This window comes from Corallococcus sp. AB032C, from assembly GCF_003668935.1.
GTDB lineage: Bacteria > Myxococcota > Myxococcia > Myxococcales > Myxococcaceae > Corallococcus > Corallococcus exiguus.
The window spans coordinates 1-17,237 of sequence record NZ_RAWP01000092.1; the positions used below are offsets into that span (position 1 = coordinate 1).

Genomic DNA, 17,237 nt, shown 5'->3' on the forward strand with positions numbered 1-17,237 from the left:
GGTGGGCTCGCTGGGCGCTCGGGCGGTGGGGGCGAAGCTCTCCTCCGAAGTGGCGTGGTGGACGGGCATCGTCCTGCTGGTGTGGATGGGGCTGGTGCTCTACCTGCTCATGTTCACCCTGGGGCTGGACGTGGTCCGGGGCGTGTTCACCAAGGCGCGCAAGCTTCCGGAGCCTTCGCCCGAGCGCCGGGCCTTCCTCGCCCGGGGGCTCGCGGCGGGTGCCACCGTGGCGGGAGCGGGGATGAGCACCTTTGGCACCTGGCGCGCGTACCATCCGCCGGACGTGCGCGACATCCCGGTGCGGCTGCCCGGGTTGCCCAAGGCGCTGGAGGGGTTCACGCTGGTGCAGCTCACCGACATCCACATTGGCGGGGTGTTGCAGCGCCGCTTCGTGGACGAGCTGGTGGCTCGCGCCAACGCGCTCAAGCCGGACCTCATCGCGGTGACGGGCGACCTGGTGGACGGCACGGTGCCGGAGCTGGGGCGCTACGTGGGCGGCTTCGGCGCGCTCAAGGCCCGGCACGGCGCGTACTTCGTCACCGGCAACCACGACTACTACTCCGGCGTGGAGGCGTGGACGGAGTTCGTCCGGGGGCTGGGCATCACCGTGCTGCGCAACCGCGCCGTGTCCATTGGTGACGCGGGCGCGTCCTTCGACCTCATCGGCGTGGATGACTGGAGCGCGAACCGGCTCGGTGAGGCCGGGTATGACCTGGACGCGGCGCTGAAGGGCCTCAGGCCGGACCGCGCGTCGGTGTTGCTGGCGCACCAGCCCTCCAACTTCGAGGTGGTGGCCCAGCGCGGCGTGGGGCTCCAGATTTCAGGGCACACGCACGGCGGACAGATGTTCCCTGGCAACGTGCTGGGCCACCTCATCTGGGGCGAGCAGAACGCGGGCCTGAGCCAGCAGGGCGACTCGCACCTCTACGTCAGCCGCGGGTGCGGCTTCGTGGGGCCGCCCATGCGCGTCGCCGCGCCGCCGGAGATTGCCCGCATCATCCTGCTGCCGGGCTGAAGAAGAGGCTCACGGTTTGCGGTGGGCTCGCTCCAGGAGCAGGCCATCTTCCTGGAGGATGGTGGGACCGGGCCGGGGCCGGCCATACAGCAGCCCCGAGGCGATGCGCAGCGGCGCGGCCCACGCGGGCTCTTCGCGCACCAGCACGTCCTCGCCGCCGATGCGGACCACCATTCCGTCGGGGGCCACCACGGAGAATCGCAGCGTCCGGCCCAGCGCCGCCTGAAGCGCGGCCATGGTCGTTTCGTCCTCCTGGGAGAAGGCCAGCGGGCCCTCCGGGTGGCTGTGGGTGATCTCCACCAGCGTGTCCCTCAGGCTCCAGATGGCTTCCCACCGAGGGCGGGAGTCCGGGAGCGCCATGGGGTCGTCGAAGGAATCGCCCCACAACACCTGGTCCTCCGGTCCGATGAGCAGACACACCTCGCGCGTCGTCGACATGAAGTTCTTCCTCCCGAATGTCCCGTACCGACGTGGGGAACGGGCCCGGTCGGACACGCGGGTTTCAGACGTGCCGGGTGATGACCAGCGCGTCCGTGTCGATGGCTTCCTTGAGCACCGACGGCAGGCTCTCCAGCGTGACCCGGTTGTCCGCGCCCGCCAGGCACACGCCCGCGTCGCGCACGCGCAGCGTCGCGGCTTCCACCACCGTGACGAAGCGCTCGCCCATGAACGTGTAGACGACCTCGAGCAGGCCATCCCCCAGCCGGCGGTGGTCCAGCAGCCGCGCGCCGGCCTTGTCCAGCGCGCGCTCCACCCACGCGCCGACGTCCGACTCCGCGCGTCGGTGCTGCTGGCGCGTGAAGTTTCGTCCATCTCGCGCGCCCAACGTCTGGCCGGAAGCGCGCGCGGAGGCATCCCGGCGTGTTTCCCACGCCTCACGCTCGTAAGCCGACGGCGTCACCCCGCGGCCGTTCGCGTCCGGCTCCTGGTTCATCCGCGCACGGGCTCCCTCTTCGTGAAGGGTCTCCCAGCGTTCGCGCTCACGCCCTGACAACGCCCGCCCGAGCTCGCGGCCCTCCGCGTCCCGCCAGACCTCCGGCATGCCTGTTTCATGCATCCGCGCACGGGCCTCTGCTTCGCGCCGGGCCTCCAGCTCCGCCTGCATCCGGACGAAGCGCGCACGCTCCTCGGCCAGCCGGTTCAGGCAACGCTCCGCCTCCGCGCGTCCCTCGCGTGCCACGTCGAGCACCCGCGCACGGGCCTCCACGGGCGCGAACGGGATGCCCGTGCCTCGCGACACCGCCTCCAGCACCGCGAAGCCGAACGCCGCGCGCAGCGAGGCACTCACGCCTCGCGTGTCCCCCAGCGCACGGTCCTCCTCCAGCGCTCGGCGCGCCGTCTCCTCCGCCTCGCCTTCGAACTCCACGCCCTCGAAGAGCAGCGTGCCGTCATGCCAGCGGCGCGCCGTCACCGGCGACAGGCGCGGCGGCTCCTCCTCCGGCATCAACGCCAGCGGTTCCGCCACCGCGCCCTCGCGCACCAGCCGCGTCCCCCAGACGTGGCCCCGCACGCGCGGCAGCGCCTCCAGCCCTTCGGGAGACGCCGGCTCTCGCGCGGTGGCCTCCCGGCCCTTCACCTCGAAACGCCACCAGCCCGGGGCGACGGGCTGGGTGACGCGCAGGCGGCGTGAAGGCGCGTCCACGGTCCCACCGCCGAAATACGGCAGCACCGCCGACTCCACCTTTCCGAGCAGCTTCCGGTAGTCCACGCCCCTGTCTCCTTCTTCACGCCGCCTTCAAGAGCGGCGTGCTCATCACCCGGTCCACCCAGCCGGACTGGCTGGCCCCCGCCTCGCGCGGAGCGTCCATCAGCGCCTGGAGCACACGCGGCACCTGGTAGGGGTCCGCGAACTGCCCCACGCTCACCTCACTGAAGGGCACGCCCAGCTGCTTCGCCCCCGAGCGCACCGTGTTGCCGCGCGCCCCCGCCACGCTCACCAGCAGCGCCATGGCCGCCACGCTGTAGCCACACGCGTGGAAGGCCCGGGCGAACTGGTCGCCCGCCTCGCCCGCCTCGTCACCCACCACCATCACCACCAGCTTCGCCTCCGCCGGGATGCGAACCCCGGAGCGGTGCAGCGCGTGGACGCCGGCCGCGTGCACCGTGCCGCCGGACGCCTTCAGCCCGGACAGCATGTGCTGCACCGCCGTGCGGTTCGCCGCCTTGGGCTGCAGCACCGTGCCCATGGTGTCGAACGCCGCCACGTGCAGCTTGTTCAGCGGGAAGCCCGCGAGGATGCGCGACAGCGCCTCCTTGGACTGCTCGATGGCGCCCTCCATGGACCCCGACTTGTCGATGAGGAACATCACCCGCACGTCCGTCTCCGCCGTCGCCTCCGCCACCGCCTTCTTCACCGCGTTGTCGCTCGCCTCCTCCAGCTTGCGACGCACGTCCTCACCGCGGACGTTCTTCGCGATGTTCAGCGAGCGCTGATCCGTGGCGTTCGCCACCGCTCGCTCCCAGCGCGCCTTCACGGACGGCTCCTGCAACAGGCCCAGGTCCTCCAGCGTGGGCGTCATCAGCCGCAGGTCGCGGTCCGACAACGACGGCAGCAGCGTGGCCAGGATGGCGGGCGTGAGGCCCACGTCCTTCGGCAGCCGGCCCACGACCTCCTTGTAGGAGAGGCGCTCCAGTTCAATCCACTCGCAGATCTCCGCCTCGGAGAGGCCGTCGAAGCGCTCGCGCTTCACCAGCGTGAGCCCGTGCAGCCCCACCTGACGGTGGCCGCCGTCCGCCTGCTTCTGCTTCCAGCCGAGCACCTCGAAGAAGCCCTGCGACTGGGGCTTGTAGCCCGCCTTGCGCGCCAGCTTCTTCAGCGTCTCCTTGTAGCCCGCCTTCACCAGGCCCTGGAGCATGGGCAGGTTCGCCTCACGCGCGGCCAGCCACTTCTGGGCCACGCGCTTCCAGCGGCCCAGGGGCGGCTTGCGCGACGCCGGGTCACCGAAGCCCGCGGCGCGGTTGAGGCGCGCGATCTCCGGCGTCTCCAACAGCTCCGCCACGCGCAGCACGGCCTTGGGCGTGAGCATCCGCGTGGAGCGGCGCACGTAGTGCAGCACCATGGCCTCGCCGATGGAGCGGTAGTCGTCGTCGTGGAAGGCGATGGTGCCCTGGCCGTCGCGCACGGGCTGGCCCGCGTGCTCCTGCACCAGCATCAGCGCGCAGGTGGCCACCTTCAGGTCGCGCCAGTCCGTCTGCGTCAGCGCGTACGACGCGAAGTGCGCCATCAGCGTCGGGTTGAGGCGGTAGAGCTCCAAGAGCTGGCCGTACAGCTTCACCGCGGCGGGCACGAACAGACCGGGCGACACCTTGCGGCCGCGCGACAGGGCCTTCGCGTCCGCGCCGGCGACGGCCACCCAGGTGCCGTTCACGTCCAGGCCGGGGCGGTGGTGCCACAGGTGGGCGGAGCCACCGAGCACCACGTCGAGCAGGCGCTCGGCCGGTCCTCGCTGCGTCTCCGGAAGGGTCGTCTGGGTGCGAGCGGTCATGGCGGTCATCCCCCTTTCGGGACGGAGGCATGCCCGGAAGGGCTGCCTGGAGTGAGGAGGGAAAAAGTGAGCGCCCGAGTGAGGAAGCCGGAAGGCTGAATTACGAATTCAGTGCCGGACCGCCGGCGGTCCCCCCGCCTTGCGAGCGGAGGGGTGGAGTCGAACCACGGCGTGTAGGGCCTCTTCGGCCGGGCGCTCGAAAGCGATGCGGCCCTGGACGCCCCCCTGGCCGGAATCCTGACGGCGCATTTCCTGGCCTTTTTCCGGGACCTTACGGGTCTGCTCCGGCCTTTTTGGGGCCTCTATGGAAGCGACCCGCCGCGTCATCCGCGGGCTCTTGAAAAAAGCGTGTCAGGAAACGCAGGGGGCCGGAGTCGGGCGTTCTGGTAACCAGTCGGAGGCTGTTCGCGGATGCAACGTGTTAATTTGCCGCGCCACATCCCCGTAACCCAACCTCTCGGGACGAGGACCTCCCGGGACAGCCTCCAGGGTCTTCCGGTGTACGAGCAGCTCACGGATGAGGAATTGTTCGCGGAGGTGACCCGGCGGCGCGCCACAGGCGAGGCCATCGGGACTCCGTTGGGGGCCTTGTGCGCGCGGTGGGCGCGCCCGGCCCGTTACGTCATTGGCCGGATTCAGGGCAGCTACGGACGCGGTTCGCCGGCGGACGCCGACGAGCTCTTCCAGGACGCGGTGGGGAAGTTCCTCGACCGGGGCCTGGATCAGTTCCGGGGCGTGTCCGAGCAGATGCCGGGCAGGAGCGCGTCTCCCAAGACGTTCTTCCTGCGCATCGTCAAGCACGTCGCCATCGACTTCTACCGGCGGCACCGGGAGGAGCTGGCGCCCGCGCCGGCGTCGCCCGACGACGTCATGGAAGAGACCCCGTCCGAGGTGGCCCGGGCGGTGGAGGGCGCACGGCGTCGCGAGGAGCGAGCCGAGGCGCAGGAAATGTATTGGGCCGCCTACGCCAGGCTCCAGCAGGAGCATCCAAAGGAGGCTTCCGCATGGGAGCTCTATCACCACGAGGACGTGGAGGATCACGAGGAATGCGCACGTCGTTTGAACATCAGCGTGGTGAACTCGTACAAGCGCGTCAGCCGCGCCCAGGCATACCTGCGTTTGTACCTGCTGGAGTTGCAGCGGGACGGACTGCCGGAGGAGCCGTCGTGACGTCTCGCGGGGGCATGATGTCCTCCGCCTCGCCCGGGATGTCGCGATGAAGGGCGACGCGCTGTCCCGCTACCAGGCCCGGTACGCGCGCCTGGGCGCGGGCCCCCTCGCGGTGGGTGAGCTGTTGGAGGTGGTGGGGGATGTGCTGCGCCGCTCGGACCGGCTCGGCACCGACAGGGTGGAAGAGGCCTTGAAGGACCTGGGCCGCCCCGAAGTGGAAGCCTGGCTTGCCCAGCAGAAACCGCAGGCGCTCCAGCCGTTGCTCCTGCGTGCCGCCGAGGAGTCGATGGAGGTGGCGCTGGGCGAGGAGGGTGAGGAAGCGGAGCTGTGGCGCGCGTCCGCGCTGGAAGGACTGGCCGCCCGGGACCGGGCCGCCTCCGCCGCCCGCGCGCTCGTCACCTGGGAGATGTTGAAGGGCCCGCTGGACGGGGATGCGAGCACCGCTCGTGAGCGCTTTCTCGGGGCGCTGGGGCACCTGGACTCCTCGCTGCGCTCCCGGGCGCGCTGGTTCATCCCGCTCAACACCGAGCGCCGCGCCGAGCGCGACCTGCTGGACCCCGTGGAGCGCCCCGGCGCCTGGTGGTTCTCCGCGAGGGCCGGCTGTGATGACCTGGTGGCGTCCTGGACGGGCCGCCCCATGAAGGACCCGGAGCACCTGAAGGACTGCGCCAGCTGTCGCGCGGACCGGGCGGACACGGCGGTGGTGGACACGCCCCCGCGCCGCCACCTCACGGATGACGAGCTGTGGCGGCTGGACTCCGGCGAGATGAGCCGCGAGGAGCGCGAGCGCGTGGAGGCCCACACGGCCGGCTGCGGCGAGTGCGCCCAGGCCGTGCTGGCGCTGGAAGAGGGCGACGCCGCCATCGACGAGGCGCTGGAATTGGATGAGGAAGGCGCGCAGGTTCCGCGCGCGACGCGCGACTCCCGCGCGGACGTGGCCCGGCGCCCCAGCGCGGCCCGCCTGCCGGAGCACCGCGAGGTGCTGGAGGAGCGGCGCGACTTCCGCGTGGTGCTGGTTCGCGAGCGTCAGCGGGTGCGGCTTCTGGTGCAGCCCCTGGGCACGCGCGCCGTGACGGCCGCCGTGTTCCTGTCGCCCGGGCGCCCGTCGCTCAAGCCGACGCAGGGACCGGAGGGGCTGTCCTTCGACCTGTCCACGGCGGCGGCCACCGGCGCGCACGCGGCCCACCTCACGGTGCAGGCCGGGCAGGAGACGCTGGAGCGCGACTTCGCGTTCTGAGTGAAGCGCGGAGCGGCGGAAGGTGGGAACCTTCCGCCTTCGCCCTGCCTCACTGGAGCTGGGAGGAGGGCACGTCCCGGCCGGACGAGTCGTACGGCTGGGCCGAGCGCACCGGCAGCCTGGGCATGGGGAGGGGGCCTCGCGAGGCTCCGGCCCGCACGCCACCGGACAGGAACGCCGCCACGAGCTGCGTGAGCGGCGGCCGGGTGGCGAGCGCCACGCCGCACACCTCCAGCCACTGCCGTTCGAAGCGTCCCGTGGTCTGCCGGTACGCGTTGCATCCCTGCTGCGTGGGCGCAGCCAGGTCCCGCTCGAAGCGCTGGTCGTCGACGCCCCAGCGGATGCGGAGCGAGTCCGACGCGAGCCGGATGAACAGCGGTTCTCCGCCCCAGGTGCCCTCGATGAGGGTGGCGGAGCCTCCAGCGCGCACCTTCACCGAAAGGTCCCGCCGCTCGTAGGAGCCGTTCACCTCGATGCCGTGCTCGAAGAGCTCGTCGCCGAACTCGCCCTTCCACGAAGGGCCCTTGCCGAGCATGAGCGGCGTCGCCGTCTGCACGCGCTGCGTGTCGAACCAGGCGGTGCCGACCCGGCCCAGGGGCGTGTTCGCCTTGGGCAGGGGGCCATCCTCCAGGCCCTGGGGGCCGGAGGGCAGGGGCTGCGGGGTGGCGAGCAGGTCCGTGGTCTTCACCGACGCGTCCACCGTCTCGAAGCGCACGCCGCCGAGCCACGCCTGGCCGGTGCCGCTCATGATGAGGCCCGCCATGATGGAGGTGGCCTCCCTGGGCACGTCCAGCACCACGTCGTAGCGCTTGCAGCCGTGGGTGCCCACCAGGGCGCGCGACTGCATGTTGTCGAAGGCGAGCGGCTGCTTGGGGTCCGCGCCCTCCACGCGCATCCACAGCCCCGCCCAGCCCTTCACGTCCTGGTGGCGCACGGCCGCGGAGAAGCGCAGGCGCTTGCCCCGGAAGTCCTGCGCGCTGAAGGCCTGCATGAAGGTGCCGAAGCTGTCCGTGGCCTGCGTGCGCGAGCGCAGGAAGGCGCTGCGCGTGCCCTCGCACGGGGAGGACTCATCCACGCCCGCCTCGTAGTGCTGGGGCGCGCTCTCCGTGACGTACCAGCCCTGCGGCAGCTTCGTCCGCGTGGCATCCGGCGACGCGGGCCTGCCGCCCGACGCGGGAGGCGCCGTGACGGAGGCCACCTCCGCGCTGGACCTGGGCGCTGGAGCACCGTTTGGGGGCGTCGGGCTCGCCTTCGGCGCCGCGGTTTCGGGCGTGGCCGCCGTCGTGGACGTGAGCGCCGTCGTCGCGACGGCGGGCGGAGTCTGGGCCGCCACGAGGGGCGTCCAGAGCGCGAGCAGCAGGCCGGGGAGGCGGGTTCGGAGCGTCATCACGGAAGTCCTCACAGCGCGGCCGGGCGCGAACTCAGCGCCACCTGGGTCAGCCCGCTGGACGCGTCGTAGCGGGGGACCTCGCCCTGTCCACCGGGGTGATACACGAGCAGCCCGCGCGCGCTCGCGGACTTGAGGCAGTGCTCCTGCGTGGCCAGGTCCGGGCACGCGACCACGATGTCCCGGGGCGCCTCGTCATCCTCAACCGGCGTGTCCTGCACCGCGACGACCGGTGCTTCCACGGGCGTCACGGACGGAGAGACGGCTTCCCCTCCGGACCGCAGCATCAGGAACACGGAGGCCGCTACCGCGACCAGCGCCGCGGCGACGGCGGCCGGACGGCGCCAGCGCGCGGGGCGCACCACGACCGCGTCGCGCGGCGTGGCGGCGGCGACTTCGTACAACTGCTCCTCCAGCAGGGCCTCCTCCTGGAGCAGCCGCGCGCACGGCTCGCACGTGAGCGTGTGGGCCTCCAGCTCCGCCTCGGCTTCGGGCGGCAGCGCGCCCAGCAGGTACTGCTCCGTGCGGTCGCGGGTGAGGTGGGGCGTGGGGCTGATCATGGTTGTTCCTCTTCGAGCGCGGTGCGCAGCTTCTTGCGGACCTCGCACAAAATCTGTCGCACGCGCTGGACGGACAGCCCGACGCGGGAGGCGACTTCTGCATGGGGAAGTCCCTGGCCGTCACAGGCCAGGAGGAAGACGTTGCGCGCGCCCGGTGACACCTGCTCCAGCGCGTCCCGGGCCCGGGCGAGCTGCTCCTCCGACAGCAGGCGCTTCTCCGCGGACTGCGCGGGGTCCACCGGCTGCTGCCGCTCCGGGAGGTCCTCCAGCGTGCCGTCCACCGACTCGCGCCGCATGCGCCGGGTGTCATCCGACGCGAGGAACGCCGCCTGGGTGAGCGCGAGCGCCGGCAGCCGCAGCTCCGCGAGCAGGCCCCGCTGCTGCTGCTGGATGAGGCGCGCCCACGTCTCCTGCGCCAGCTCCTGGGCCCGGTCCACCCGGATGCCTCGCGCGAGCAGCGACACCACCACCCGGCGCTGGTGCCGCGCGATGAGCGCGTCCCACGCCGCCCGCTCCCCCTCCAGCGCGCGCCGGGACAGGGCCTCCTCGTCCGGCGCCGCCGGTCGCGCGGCCCTCTCTGTGTCCTGCCGCGACTGGAGGGTCGTCATCCCCAAGCCCTGTACGGCTGCATCCATGCCGTCTTCCCGTTGCGAGCCGCGCTCGTCCCCCGGAGGCCGTTCCTGCCCCGGGCTCCCAGGGAAACGCGCCGCCTGGCCGGACATATCGACGGGAATGGGCAAGGGAGGCCCGGGGTGGGGGAATGTCAGTTGGTGGCGGGGCTCTCGCCGGAGGCCCACGGCTGGTTGGAGACGCGCACGACGCCCTGGCAGCGGGCGCACACCCGGCCCTCCGCGTCCATCAGCTTCGCGGAGGCGAAGAGGGTGGACGGGCCGCCGTTGTCGATGACGGCCTCCACTCGGAGGTGGTTGCCGGTGGCGGGGCGCTCGAAGCTCATGGACAGCTGGACGGTGGCGCAGCGGCGGGTGGGGTCCCGGAGCGCCGGGGTGCAGCCGATGGCGTAGTCGAAGAGGGCGGAGAGCACGCCGCCGTTGACGGCGGAGGCCCCCAGGCCGCCCCGGTGCTGCGGCTGCACCTCCGGAAGCTCCACCACCACCATGCGCCCTTCGGGGAAGGACATCCGGGCGCCGAAGTGGCGCAGGGTGAGGCTCTCGTTGAAGAGCTCCGCGAAGCGGTCGAGCTGGGCCTGGGACGGGCGGGACGGGGTGTCGGACATGGCAGGTGGGCCCTTTTATATCCCACGCTCCTGCCCGTCCCGAGAGCGGACGGCCCGGCGGGCGACAGGGCTTACCGGAAGACCCGGCACCCGCGCGCGAAAGACGTTAGAAGACGGGGTTCTTCCCCCTGGTGGAACCCTCCGTGAACGCCCACGAAACCGCCCTCCTCGAAGACCTGAACCCGCCCCAGGCGGACGCCGTGCTCCACGGCGACGGCCCCCTGCTCGTGCTGTCGGGCGCCGGCAGCGGCAAGACGCGCGTCATCACCCGCCGTGTGGCCCACCTGGTGAAGGTCCACCGCGTCTTCCCGTGGCGCATCCTGGCCGTCACCTTCACCAACAAGGCCGCGCGCGAGATGCGCGATCGCCTCGCCCATTTGCTGGGCGCGCAGGCCAACGACCTGGTGGTGACCACGTTCCACTCGGCCGCGGCCATGATCCTGCGCCGGGAGGCGGAGGCCGCGGGCCTGACGCGGTCCTTCGTCATCTACGACGACGGCGACCAGCTCAACCTGGTGAAGCGCGCCTTGCGCGACACGAGCGTGGAGCTCGCAATATCTCCACGGGAGATTTTGCACCGCATCGACCAGGAGAAGAACGCCGCGCGGCTGCCGGAGGACATGCGCGTGGAGCAGGAGGACGTGCGCGGGCAGATCGTCAAGCGCGTGTACGCGGGCTACCAGAAGCTCTTGCGCGCGGCGAACGCGGTGGACTTCGGCGACCTGTTGCTCCTGCTCGTGAAGCTCTTCCGCGACCGGCCGGACGTGCTGGAGCGCTACCGCACGCGCTTCACGCACGTGCTGGTGGACGAGTTCCAGGACACCAACCCCGTGCAGTACGCGTTCCTGCGCCAGCTTGCCCCGCCGCCGTCCGCGAACCTGGTGGTGGTGGGCGACGACGACCAGTCCATCTACCGCTGGCGCGGCGCGGACGTGGACAACATCCTCCAGTTCCCCGTGCAGTACCCGGGCGCGAAGGTGGTGAAGCTGGAGCAGAACTACCGCTCCGACCAGAACATCCTCACCGCCGCGCACGAGGTCATCTCCAAGAACCCGCGCCGCATGCAGAAGAAGCTCTGGAGCGAGCGGCCCAAGGGGGAGAACCTGGAGCTGCTGCTGCACCGCGACGAGCGCGCGGAGGCGCAGGAGGTGGCCCGGCGCATCCTCGCCGTCCAGCGCGAGGGCTTCATCAAGTTCTCCAGCATGGCGGTGTTCTACCGGACCAACGCGCAGAGCCGTGTGCTGGAAGAGGCGCTGCGGCTGGGGCGCGTGCCGTACCAGCTGGTGAGCGGGCGCAGCTTCTACGACCGCGCGGAGGTGCGTGACGCCTCCGCGTACCTGCGGCTGATGGTGAACCCGCGCTCGGACGCGGACCTGTTGCGCGTGCTCAACGTGCCGGCGCGCGGCATCGGTGACACCACCGAGGAGCGGCTGACCGACTTCGCGAACGAGCAGGGCCTGAGCCTCTACGAGGCCCTGGGCGAGCGCCACCGCATCCCCTCGCTCAACGCCACCGCGCAGAAGCGGCTGGGCGGCTTCCACCAACTGCTCCAGTCGCTGCACGCCTTCTCCCTCACGGCGAAGGACGCGGCGGGCGCGGTGGATCAGATGCTGAAGGAGTCGAAGCTGGTGGAGACGCTGGTCGCGGAAGGCAGCGACGAGGCGCTCACCCGGGCGGAGAACCTGAAGGAGCTCCTGGGCGCGGCGCAGGAGTTCGACCTGAAGCGCGCGTCCGACATGGTGGCCTCCGCCCAGGCGGCGGAAGCTCGCGAGGAGGAGGCGCCGGAGGGCGTGGACTCCGCGCCGCTCACCGCGGACATCCCGCCCCTGCAATCCTTCCTGGAGCAGATCAGCCTGGTGGGTGAGGCGGACGCGGAGGTGAGCGAGGGCCGCGTGGCGCTGATGACGCTGCACGCGGCCAAGGGCCTGGAGTTCGACGCCGTGTTCCTCACCGGCATGGAGGAGGGCGTCTTCCCGCACGCGCGCGCGCTCAAGAGCGACGACCCGGACGGCGGCGAGGAGATGGCCGAGGAGCGACGGCTTTGCTACGTGGGCTTCACCCGCGCTCGCAAGCGGCTCTTCGTGAGCCTGGCGCAGTGCCGCTCCCTCTTCGGCGAGCTCAAGTACAACCCGCCCAGCCGCTTCCTCGCGGACGTTCCGCAGGCGCTCTTCGGCTTCAAGGAGAACGACCTGCCGCCCCCGCCGCGCGCCTCCGCCGCCATGCCGCAGCGCCGCCGCAACTGGGACGACGACGAGACGGGCCCGCGCGTGGACCGCAGCTATTCGCAGGCGTCGTCCGACATGGACGGCGTGGGCGGCGACGTGCGCGGCATGCGCGTGCGCCACGAACAGTTCGGCTCCGGCCGAATCGTCGCCGCGGAAGGGTCCGGCCCCAACGCCAAGGTCACCGTGGAGTTCGGCGGAACCGTGGGCCTCAAGCGCGTCATCGCGCGCTTCCTCATCCCCGGCTGAGCGCCGGGCGGATCCGGTGTCCACAGCGGTTTCCAGTATTCATGTGACGCCGGGCCCGGTCGGCCGGTGTACGGATTGACTTCCTGACGCTTCCCCAGTGGGATGACCTCCAACGAACGGAGGCGCTTCCCCCCATGGCGCTACGTCAACGACGGTGGACTTCCGCGCTGCTCGCGGGCTCCTTGAGTTTCCTGACTGCCTGCGAAGGCCAGATTTCTGACGCGGCGAATCCGCGCAATCCTGGCCCTGACGGGACGAACAAGCCTCCCCCTGCTGGCGTGGAGCAGGCGGCGCGCTCCGTGCGCGTCGCTCGGCTGACGCATGCGCAGTGGGTGAGCAGCGTGAAGGACCTGCTCAAGCTGGACGCGGCGCCCACGGCGCTGGCGCAGTCGTTCCGCGCGGACCCGTCCCAGAGCGGCTTCCTCTTCGACAACGACGCCCGCGCGCTGTCGGTGGACGAGGCGCTGTGGGGTGCCTACCAGCGCGCGGCGGCGGACCTGGCCGGGCAGGTGGCCACGGACGCGACGAAGCTGGGCAAGCTGCTGCCGGCGGGGAGCACCACGGACGAGGCTCGCGCGAAGGCGTTCGTGGAGTCCTTCGGCCTGCGCGCCCTGCGCCGCCCGCTGACCGCGGACGAGGTGGAGACGTACCTGAAGCTGTACCGCCAGGGCCCTCAGGCGTACCCGACGATGGCCGCGTTCCAGGGCGGCCTGCGGCTGGTGCTGGAGGGCTTCCTCCAGTCGCCCCTGTTCCTCTACCGCGTGGAGCGCAGCACGCAGGCGGCGGATGGCAAGGTGCCGCTGGACGCGTTCGAGGTGGCGTCCCGCTTGAGCTACGCGCTCTGGAACTCCATGCCGGACGACGCGCTGTTCGCCGCCGCTCGCGAGGGCATGCTGGCCAGGCGTGAGGGCGTGGCCTCCGAGGCGCGCCGGATGATGGCGGACGCCCGGGCGCGCGGCGTGGTGGACGCCTACCACCAGGCCGTCTTCGACGTGCCCCGCTACGCGAGCATCCGGCCCAACGCGACGCGCTTCCCCAACGTCACCCCGAAGCTGGCGGAGTCCGCGGCGAAGGAGAATACGCTCTTCGTCGAGGACGTCGTCTTCGGGCGCAAGGGGCGCTTCGCGGACCTGCTCACGTCGCGCGACACCTTCGTCAACGCCGAGCTGGCGCGCATCTACGGCCTCACCGGGACGTTCACCGCGGACTTCGTGCCGGTGACGCTGGACGGGGCGCAGCGCCGGGGCGTGCTCACGCAGGTGGGCTTCCTCGCGTCGCACGCGACGTCCATCGACCCGGACCCCATCCACCGCGGCGTGTTCCTGTCGGAGCACCTGCTGTGCCAGAAGATTGGCGCGCCGCCGGCCAACATCCCCGCGCTGCCCGCGCCCAACGGCCGCACCAACCGCGAGGTGGTGACGTCGCACACGGAGGCGCCCGGCACGGTGTGCGCGTCCTGCCACGCGACGCTGATCAACCCGCTGGGCTTCCCCTTCGAGAACTTCGACGCCGTGGGCGGCTACCGCACGACGGACAACGGGCTCCCGGTGGACGCCTCGTCGACGCCGGGCATCGGCGGACAGAAGGTGTCGGTGAAGGACGCGCTGGACCTGGCGGACGCGCTCGCGGCCACGCAGTCGGTGCATGAATGCTACGCGCGCCACTGGGTGGAGTTCCTGAGCGGACGCCCCGCGGTGGCGGAGGACGATGCGCTGGTGGCGCGGCTGGGCAAGCTGTCGCAGTCCGGTCAGCTGCCCATCGTGGACCTGGTCGTCGAGGTCGTGACGGGCGTGGGCTTCGTGACTCGCCACCCGGAGGAGCTGCCGTGAAACTGAGCCGACGACGCATGTTGCAGGGCCTGGGTGGCGTCATGCTGGGGCTGCCGGTGCTGGAGGGGCTGTTGCCCCGCAAGGCCCAGGCGGCGGAGGCGGACGCGCTGCCCTTCGCCATCTTCCTGCGCCAGGCGGATGGCGTGGCCGCCGCGCAGAGCACCTCCGAGCTGGGCAACGAGCCGGAGCGCTTCTGGCCGGAGCCACTGGGCAACCTCTCCACCACGACGCTCGCGGGCAAGTCGCTGGTGGAGCTGGCGGACCACCGCGCGCGCCTGCTGGTGGTGCGCAACGTCAACATGAAGGACTACAACTACGGGGACGGCCACGCCCGCGGGGCGCTGCAGTGCCTCACCGCGCGCGGCCCCGCCGTGGAGGGCGTGGGCGGCGACTCCGAGGCGTCCGGCGAGTCGCTGGACCACCGCATCGGCCGCGAGCTGAACCCGCAGAAGCGCGACTCGCTCTACCTCTACGCGGGGCAGGCCGGCGGGTGGCTGGGTGGCCCCTGCATCTCGCACCGAGGCAGCGCTTCGCGCCGGGCCGCGCTGCACGACCCGTGGGTGGCCTACCAGACCATGGTGGGTGGCCCCGGAGGCCTCTCGCCGGAGGCGCGCGAGCAGCTGCTGGTGCGCCAGAAGAGCCTCAACGACCTGGTGTCGGGCCAGCTGAAGGCGCTCCAGTCGCGGCCGGAGTTGAGCAGCACGGACAAGCAGCGCCTGGACCTGCACCTGTCCAATGTGCGCGACCTGGAGGTGGCGCTCAGCTGCCGCGCCCGCGCTGACGAGGAGCTGCGGCTCCAGCAGCAGGCGCCCGGCTACAACAGCACGGACGGCGACGAGGTGCTGGCCACGGTGCGGCTGCACATGGACATCGCGGTGCTGGCGGTGGCGTGCGGCACCACGCGCTCGGTGGCCATCCAGGTGGGCAACGGCAACGACAGCGCCACGCGCTACCGCGACCCCACGACGGGGCAGCTGATGGAGAACTTCCACTACATCTCCCACCGCCGCGCGTCGCACGACGCGTCGGGTGGCATCATCGCCGGGTCGGACGTGCTGCACTCGCGCGTGGACGCGCAGTTCGCGCAGACCTTCAACTACCTGTTGGATCAGCTGGCGGCGTACTCCCTGCCGAACGGCAAGAAGCTGGTCGACCAGGGTGTGTCCGTCTGGTTCAACGACCTGGGCAACGGGCCGGCGCACTCGGCGCGCCACATCCCGTTCATCCTGGCGGGCAGCTGCAACGGCTACCTCAAGCAGGGCGTGGCGGTGACGGCGGCCGGCGGCAACAGCAGCCCCAACCTCAACAAGATGCTCAACACCCTGGGCGCCGCGGTGGGCCTGAAGAACGCGGCAGGCGGGCCGCTGGATGACTTCGGCGACTCCACGCTGCCCAAGGGCCTGCTGACGGAGCTGCTGGCCTGAGCGGCCGTTGACCCGATTCGCCTGTGCCTTTCCTCCTTTGTTTTCGAACAGAGGAGGAAGGGATGTTCCCAGCAATCCGCAAGGCCTTCACCGCGTCACTCGCTTTCGTCTCCCTGCTGTCCGCCGGTCCGGCGGCGGCGCACGGCTCCATGGAAGTACCGCTGAGCCGCGTCTATGGATGTTTCAAGGAGGGGCCGGAGAGTCCCAGGTCCGCCGCGTGCAAGGCCGCCGTGCAGACCGGTGGGACGCAGGCGCTGTATGACTGGAACGGCGTCCGGCAGGGCGCCGCCAACGGGCGTCACCGCGAAATCATCCCTGACGGCAAGCTGTGCAGCGCCGCCAATGAGAGTCACAAGGGCCTGGACCTGGCGCGCACGGACTGGCCGTCCACGCTGATGACCCCGGACAGCAGCGGCCGCTTCGAGTTCGTCTTCCACGCCACCGCGGTGCACGCCACGGGCTACTTCCAGCTCTTCGTGACGAAGGAGGGCTACAACCCGGCGCTGCCCCTGAAGTGGTCGGACCTGGAGTCGACGCCCTTCTGCAACGTCACCAACGTGTCCGCGGTGAACAACCGCTACCGGCTCAACTGCCCATTCCCGGCGACCCGGACGGGCTCGCACGTCATCTACGCCGTCTGGCAGCGCGCGGACAGCCCGGAGGCCTTCTACGCCTGCACGGACGTGAAGTTCAGCAACACGCCGCCCCCGCCGGTGTCGTGGAAGGAGTTGGGCCAGGTGCAGGCGCGCGAGGACCTGCCCAAGTCCAGCAAGGTGACGTTCCGCCTCTTCGACAGCGCGGGCCGCGACGCCGAGTCGTATCCGCTGACGCTCGACGCGGCCACGCCCGCGGCCACGTGGATGTACCGGCTGGCGCAGCAGGTGAACGCGGGCTCCAGCCGCGTGCAGGTGGGCGTGCTCCAGACGACGGGCAGCGTGACGCCGGTGCAGGACGCACTGGGCAACCGCGTGTACGCGAAGGAGACGGGCTACGCGTTCCAGGTGGACATCGAGAAGCCCTCCACCGGCGGATCCGCGCAGTACAAGTACCCGGCGGGCATCGACAGCTACGCGGCGGGCACGTTGGTGGAGGGCACGGACGGGCTCATCTACCGCTGCAAGCCGTTCCCGTACTCCGGCTGGTGCAAGGGCGCGGCGTCGCACTACGCGCCGGGCACGGGCATGGCGTGGCAGGACGCGTGGGAGCTCGCCAACCAGGCCAGGTGAGAGGCGGTCATCAATCACTCGGAGTGAAATTGACAGGACTCCGCGTGCTTCGTGGTCCTCAGGGCTTCCCCCCATTTTCTTGGGGTTTCGACACTGTATACTGGTGGACAATTACGCTGATCATGGAACGAACGGGGGCAAAGGTCTGAGTCTGTCTGGACCCTCCGCCATGAGCGTGATCCTTCCGGTGGCAGCACGC

General features: G+C 71.2%; 14 protein-coding genes. 7 read left to right on the forward strand and 7 right to left on the reverse strand.

The genetic code is table 11. From position 1 onward, the window contains the following. Nucleotides 1-1,015 (forward strand): metallophosphoesterase (locus D7X99_RS31295; protein WP_147476310.1); only part of this gene is annotated, 1,015 nt, incomplete at its 5' end. Nucleotides 1,016-1,024: 9 nt separating this feature from the next. Here D7X99_RS31295 and D7X99_RS31300 read toward each other — a convergent pair. From D7X99_RS31300 to D7X99_RS31310, 3 genes are all read right to left on the reverse strand, one after another. Continuing rightward, nucleotides 1,025-1,453 (reverse strand): Mov34/MPN/PAD-1 family protein, encoded by a 429-nt coding sequence (locus tag D7X99_RS31300; RefSeq protein ID WP_121780962.1) that lies wholly within the window; start codon nucleotides 1,451-1,453, stop codon nucleotides 1,025-1,027. A 64-nt stretch (nucleotides 1,454-1,517) separates the two neighbouring features. After that, nucleotides 1,518-2,723: a hypothetical protein gene (locus D7X99_RS43970; protein ID WP_233613861.1), complete on the reverse strand. Its 1,206-nt coding sequence runs from the start codon at nucleotides 2,721-2,723 to the stop codon at nucleotides 1,518-1,520. Between the two features lie 16 nt (nucleotides 2,724-2,739). Next, on the reverse strand, nucleotides 2,740-4,500 hold the full coding sequence (locus D7X99_RS31310) for a VWA domain-containing protein (protein WP_121780982.1): 1,761 nt from the start codon (nucleotides 4,498-4,500) through the stop codon (nucleotides 2,740-2,742). Between the two features lie 498 nt (nucleotides 4,501-4,998). On the opposite strand from D7X99_RS31310, the gene D7X99_RS31315 reads away from it, so the two are divergent. Together D7X99_RS31315 and D7X99_RS31320 are read left to right on the forward strand one after the other, a co-directional pair. Beyond that, nucleotides 4,999-5,670: an RNA polymerase sigma factor gene (locus D7X99_RS31315; protein WP_121780963.1), complete on the forward strand. Its 672-nt coding sequence runs from the start codon at nucleotides 4,999-5,001 to the stop codon at nucleotides 5,668-5,670. Nucleotides 5,671-5,716: 46 nt separating this feature from the next. Beyond that, nucleotides 5,717-6,907 carry an anti-sigma factor gene (locus tag D7X99_RS31320; RefSeq protein ID WP_121780964.1) on the forward strand — a complete coding sequence of 397 codons (1,191 nt, stop codon included), beginning with the start codon at nucleotides 5,717-5,719 and terminating at the stop codon, nucleotides 6,905-6,907. A 49-nt stretch (nucleotides 6,908-6,956) separates the two neighbouring features. Here D7X99_RS31320 and D7X99_RS31325 read toward each other — a convergent pair whose 3' ends face one another. From D7X99_RS31325 to D7X99_RS31340, 4 genes are all read right to left on the reverse strand, one after another. Next, the gene (locus D7X99_RS31325) at nucleotides 6,957-8,294 is read right to left on the reverse strand and encodes an AraC family transcriptional regulator (protein WP_121780965.1); all 1,338 of its coding nucleotides are present in this window, start codon (nucleotides 8,292-8,294) and stop codon (nucleotides 6,957-6,959) included. A gap of 11 nt (nucleotides 8,295-8,305) precedes the next feature. After that, entirely contained in the window at nucleotides 8,306-8,854 is a 549-nt protein-coding gene (locus tag D7X99_RS31330) for a zf-HC2 domain-containing protein (RefSeq protein WP_121780966.1), read from the reverse strand. Next, a complete protein-coding gene (locus D7X99_RS31335) occupies nucleotides 8,851-9,489 on the reverse strand; it encodes an RNA polymerase sigma factor (protein ID WP_121780967.1) in 639 nt (212 codons plus the stop codon). The genes D7X99_RS31330 and D7X99_RS31335 overlap by 4 nt, the downstream gene beginning before the upstream one ends. A gap of 128 nt (nucleotides 9,490-9,617) precedes the next feature. Continuing rightward, nucleotides 9,618-10,088 (reverse strand): PaaI family thioesterase, encoded by a 471-nt coding sequence (locus D7X99_RS31340; RefSeq protein WP_121780968.1) that lies wholly within the window; start codon nucleotides 10,086-10,088, stop codon nucleotides 9,618-9,620. Nucleotides 10,089-10,219: 131 nt separating this feature from the next. Here D7X99_RS31340 and D7X99_RS31345 point away from each other — a divergent pair, with 131 nt between their 5' ends. The 4 genes from D7X99_RS31345 (at nucleotide 10,220) to D7X99_RS31360 (ending at nucleotide 17,038) form a co-directional block, all read left to right on the forward strand. Further along, nucleotides 10,220-12,559: an ATP-dependent helicase gene (locus D7X99_RS31345; protein WP_121780969.1), complete on the forward strand. Its 2,340-nt coding sequence runs from the start codon at nucleotides 10,220-10,222 to the stop codon at nucleotides 12,557-12,559. A 182-nt stretch (nucleotides 12,560-12,741) separates the two neighbouring features. Then, a complete protein-coding gene (locus D7X99_RS31350; RefSeq protein ID WP_233613863.1) occupies nucleotides 12,742-14,388 on the forward strand; it encodes a DUF1592 domain-containing protein in 1,647 nt (548 codons plus the stop codon). After that, nucleotides 14,385-15,812: a DUF1552 domain-containing protein gene (locus tag D7X99_RS31355; protein ID WP_120596651.1), complete on the forward strand. Its 1,428-nt coding sequence runs from the start codon at nucleotides 14,385-14,387 to the stop codon at nucleotides 15,810-15,812. Before D7X99_RS31350 ends, D7X99_RS31355 begins: the two co-directional genes overlap by 4 nt. Before the next feature lie 62 nt (nucleotides 15,813-15,874). Next, nucleotides 15,875-17,038: a lytic polysaccharide monooxygenase gene (locus D7X99_RS31360; protein ID WP_121780970.1), complete on the forward strand. Its 1,164-nt coding sequence runs from the start codon at nucleotides 15,875-15,877 to the stop codon at nucleotides 17,036-17,038. Nucleotides 17,039-17,237: the final 199 nt, after the last annotated feature.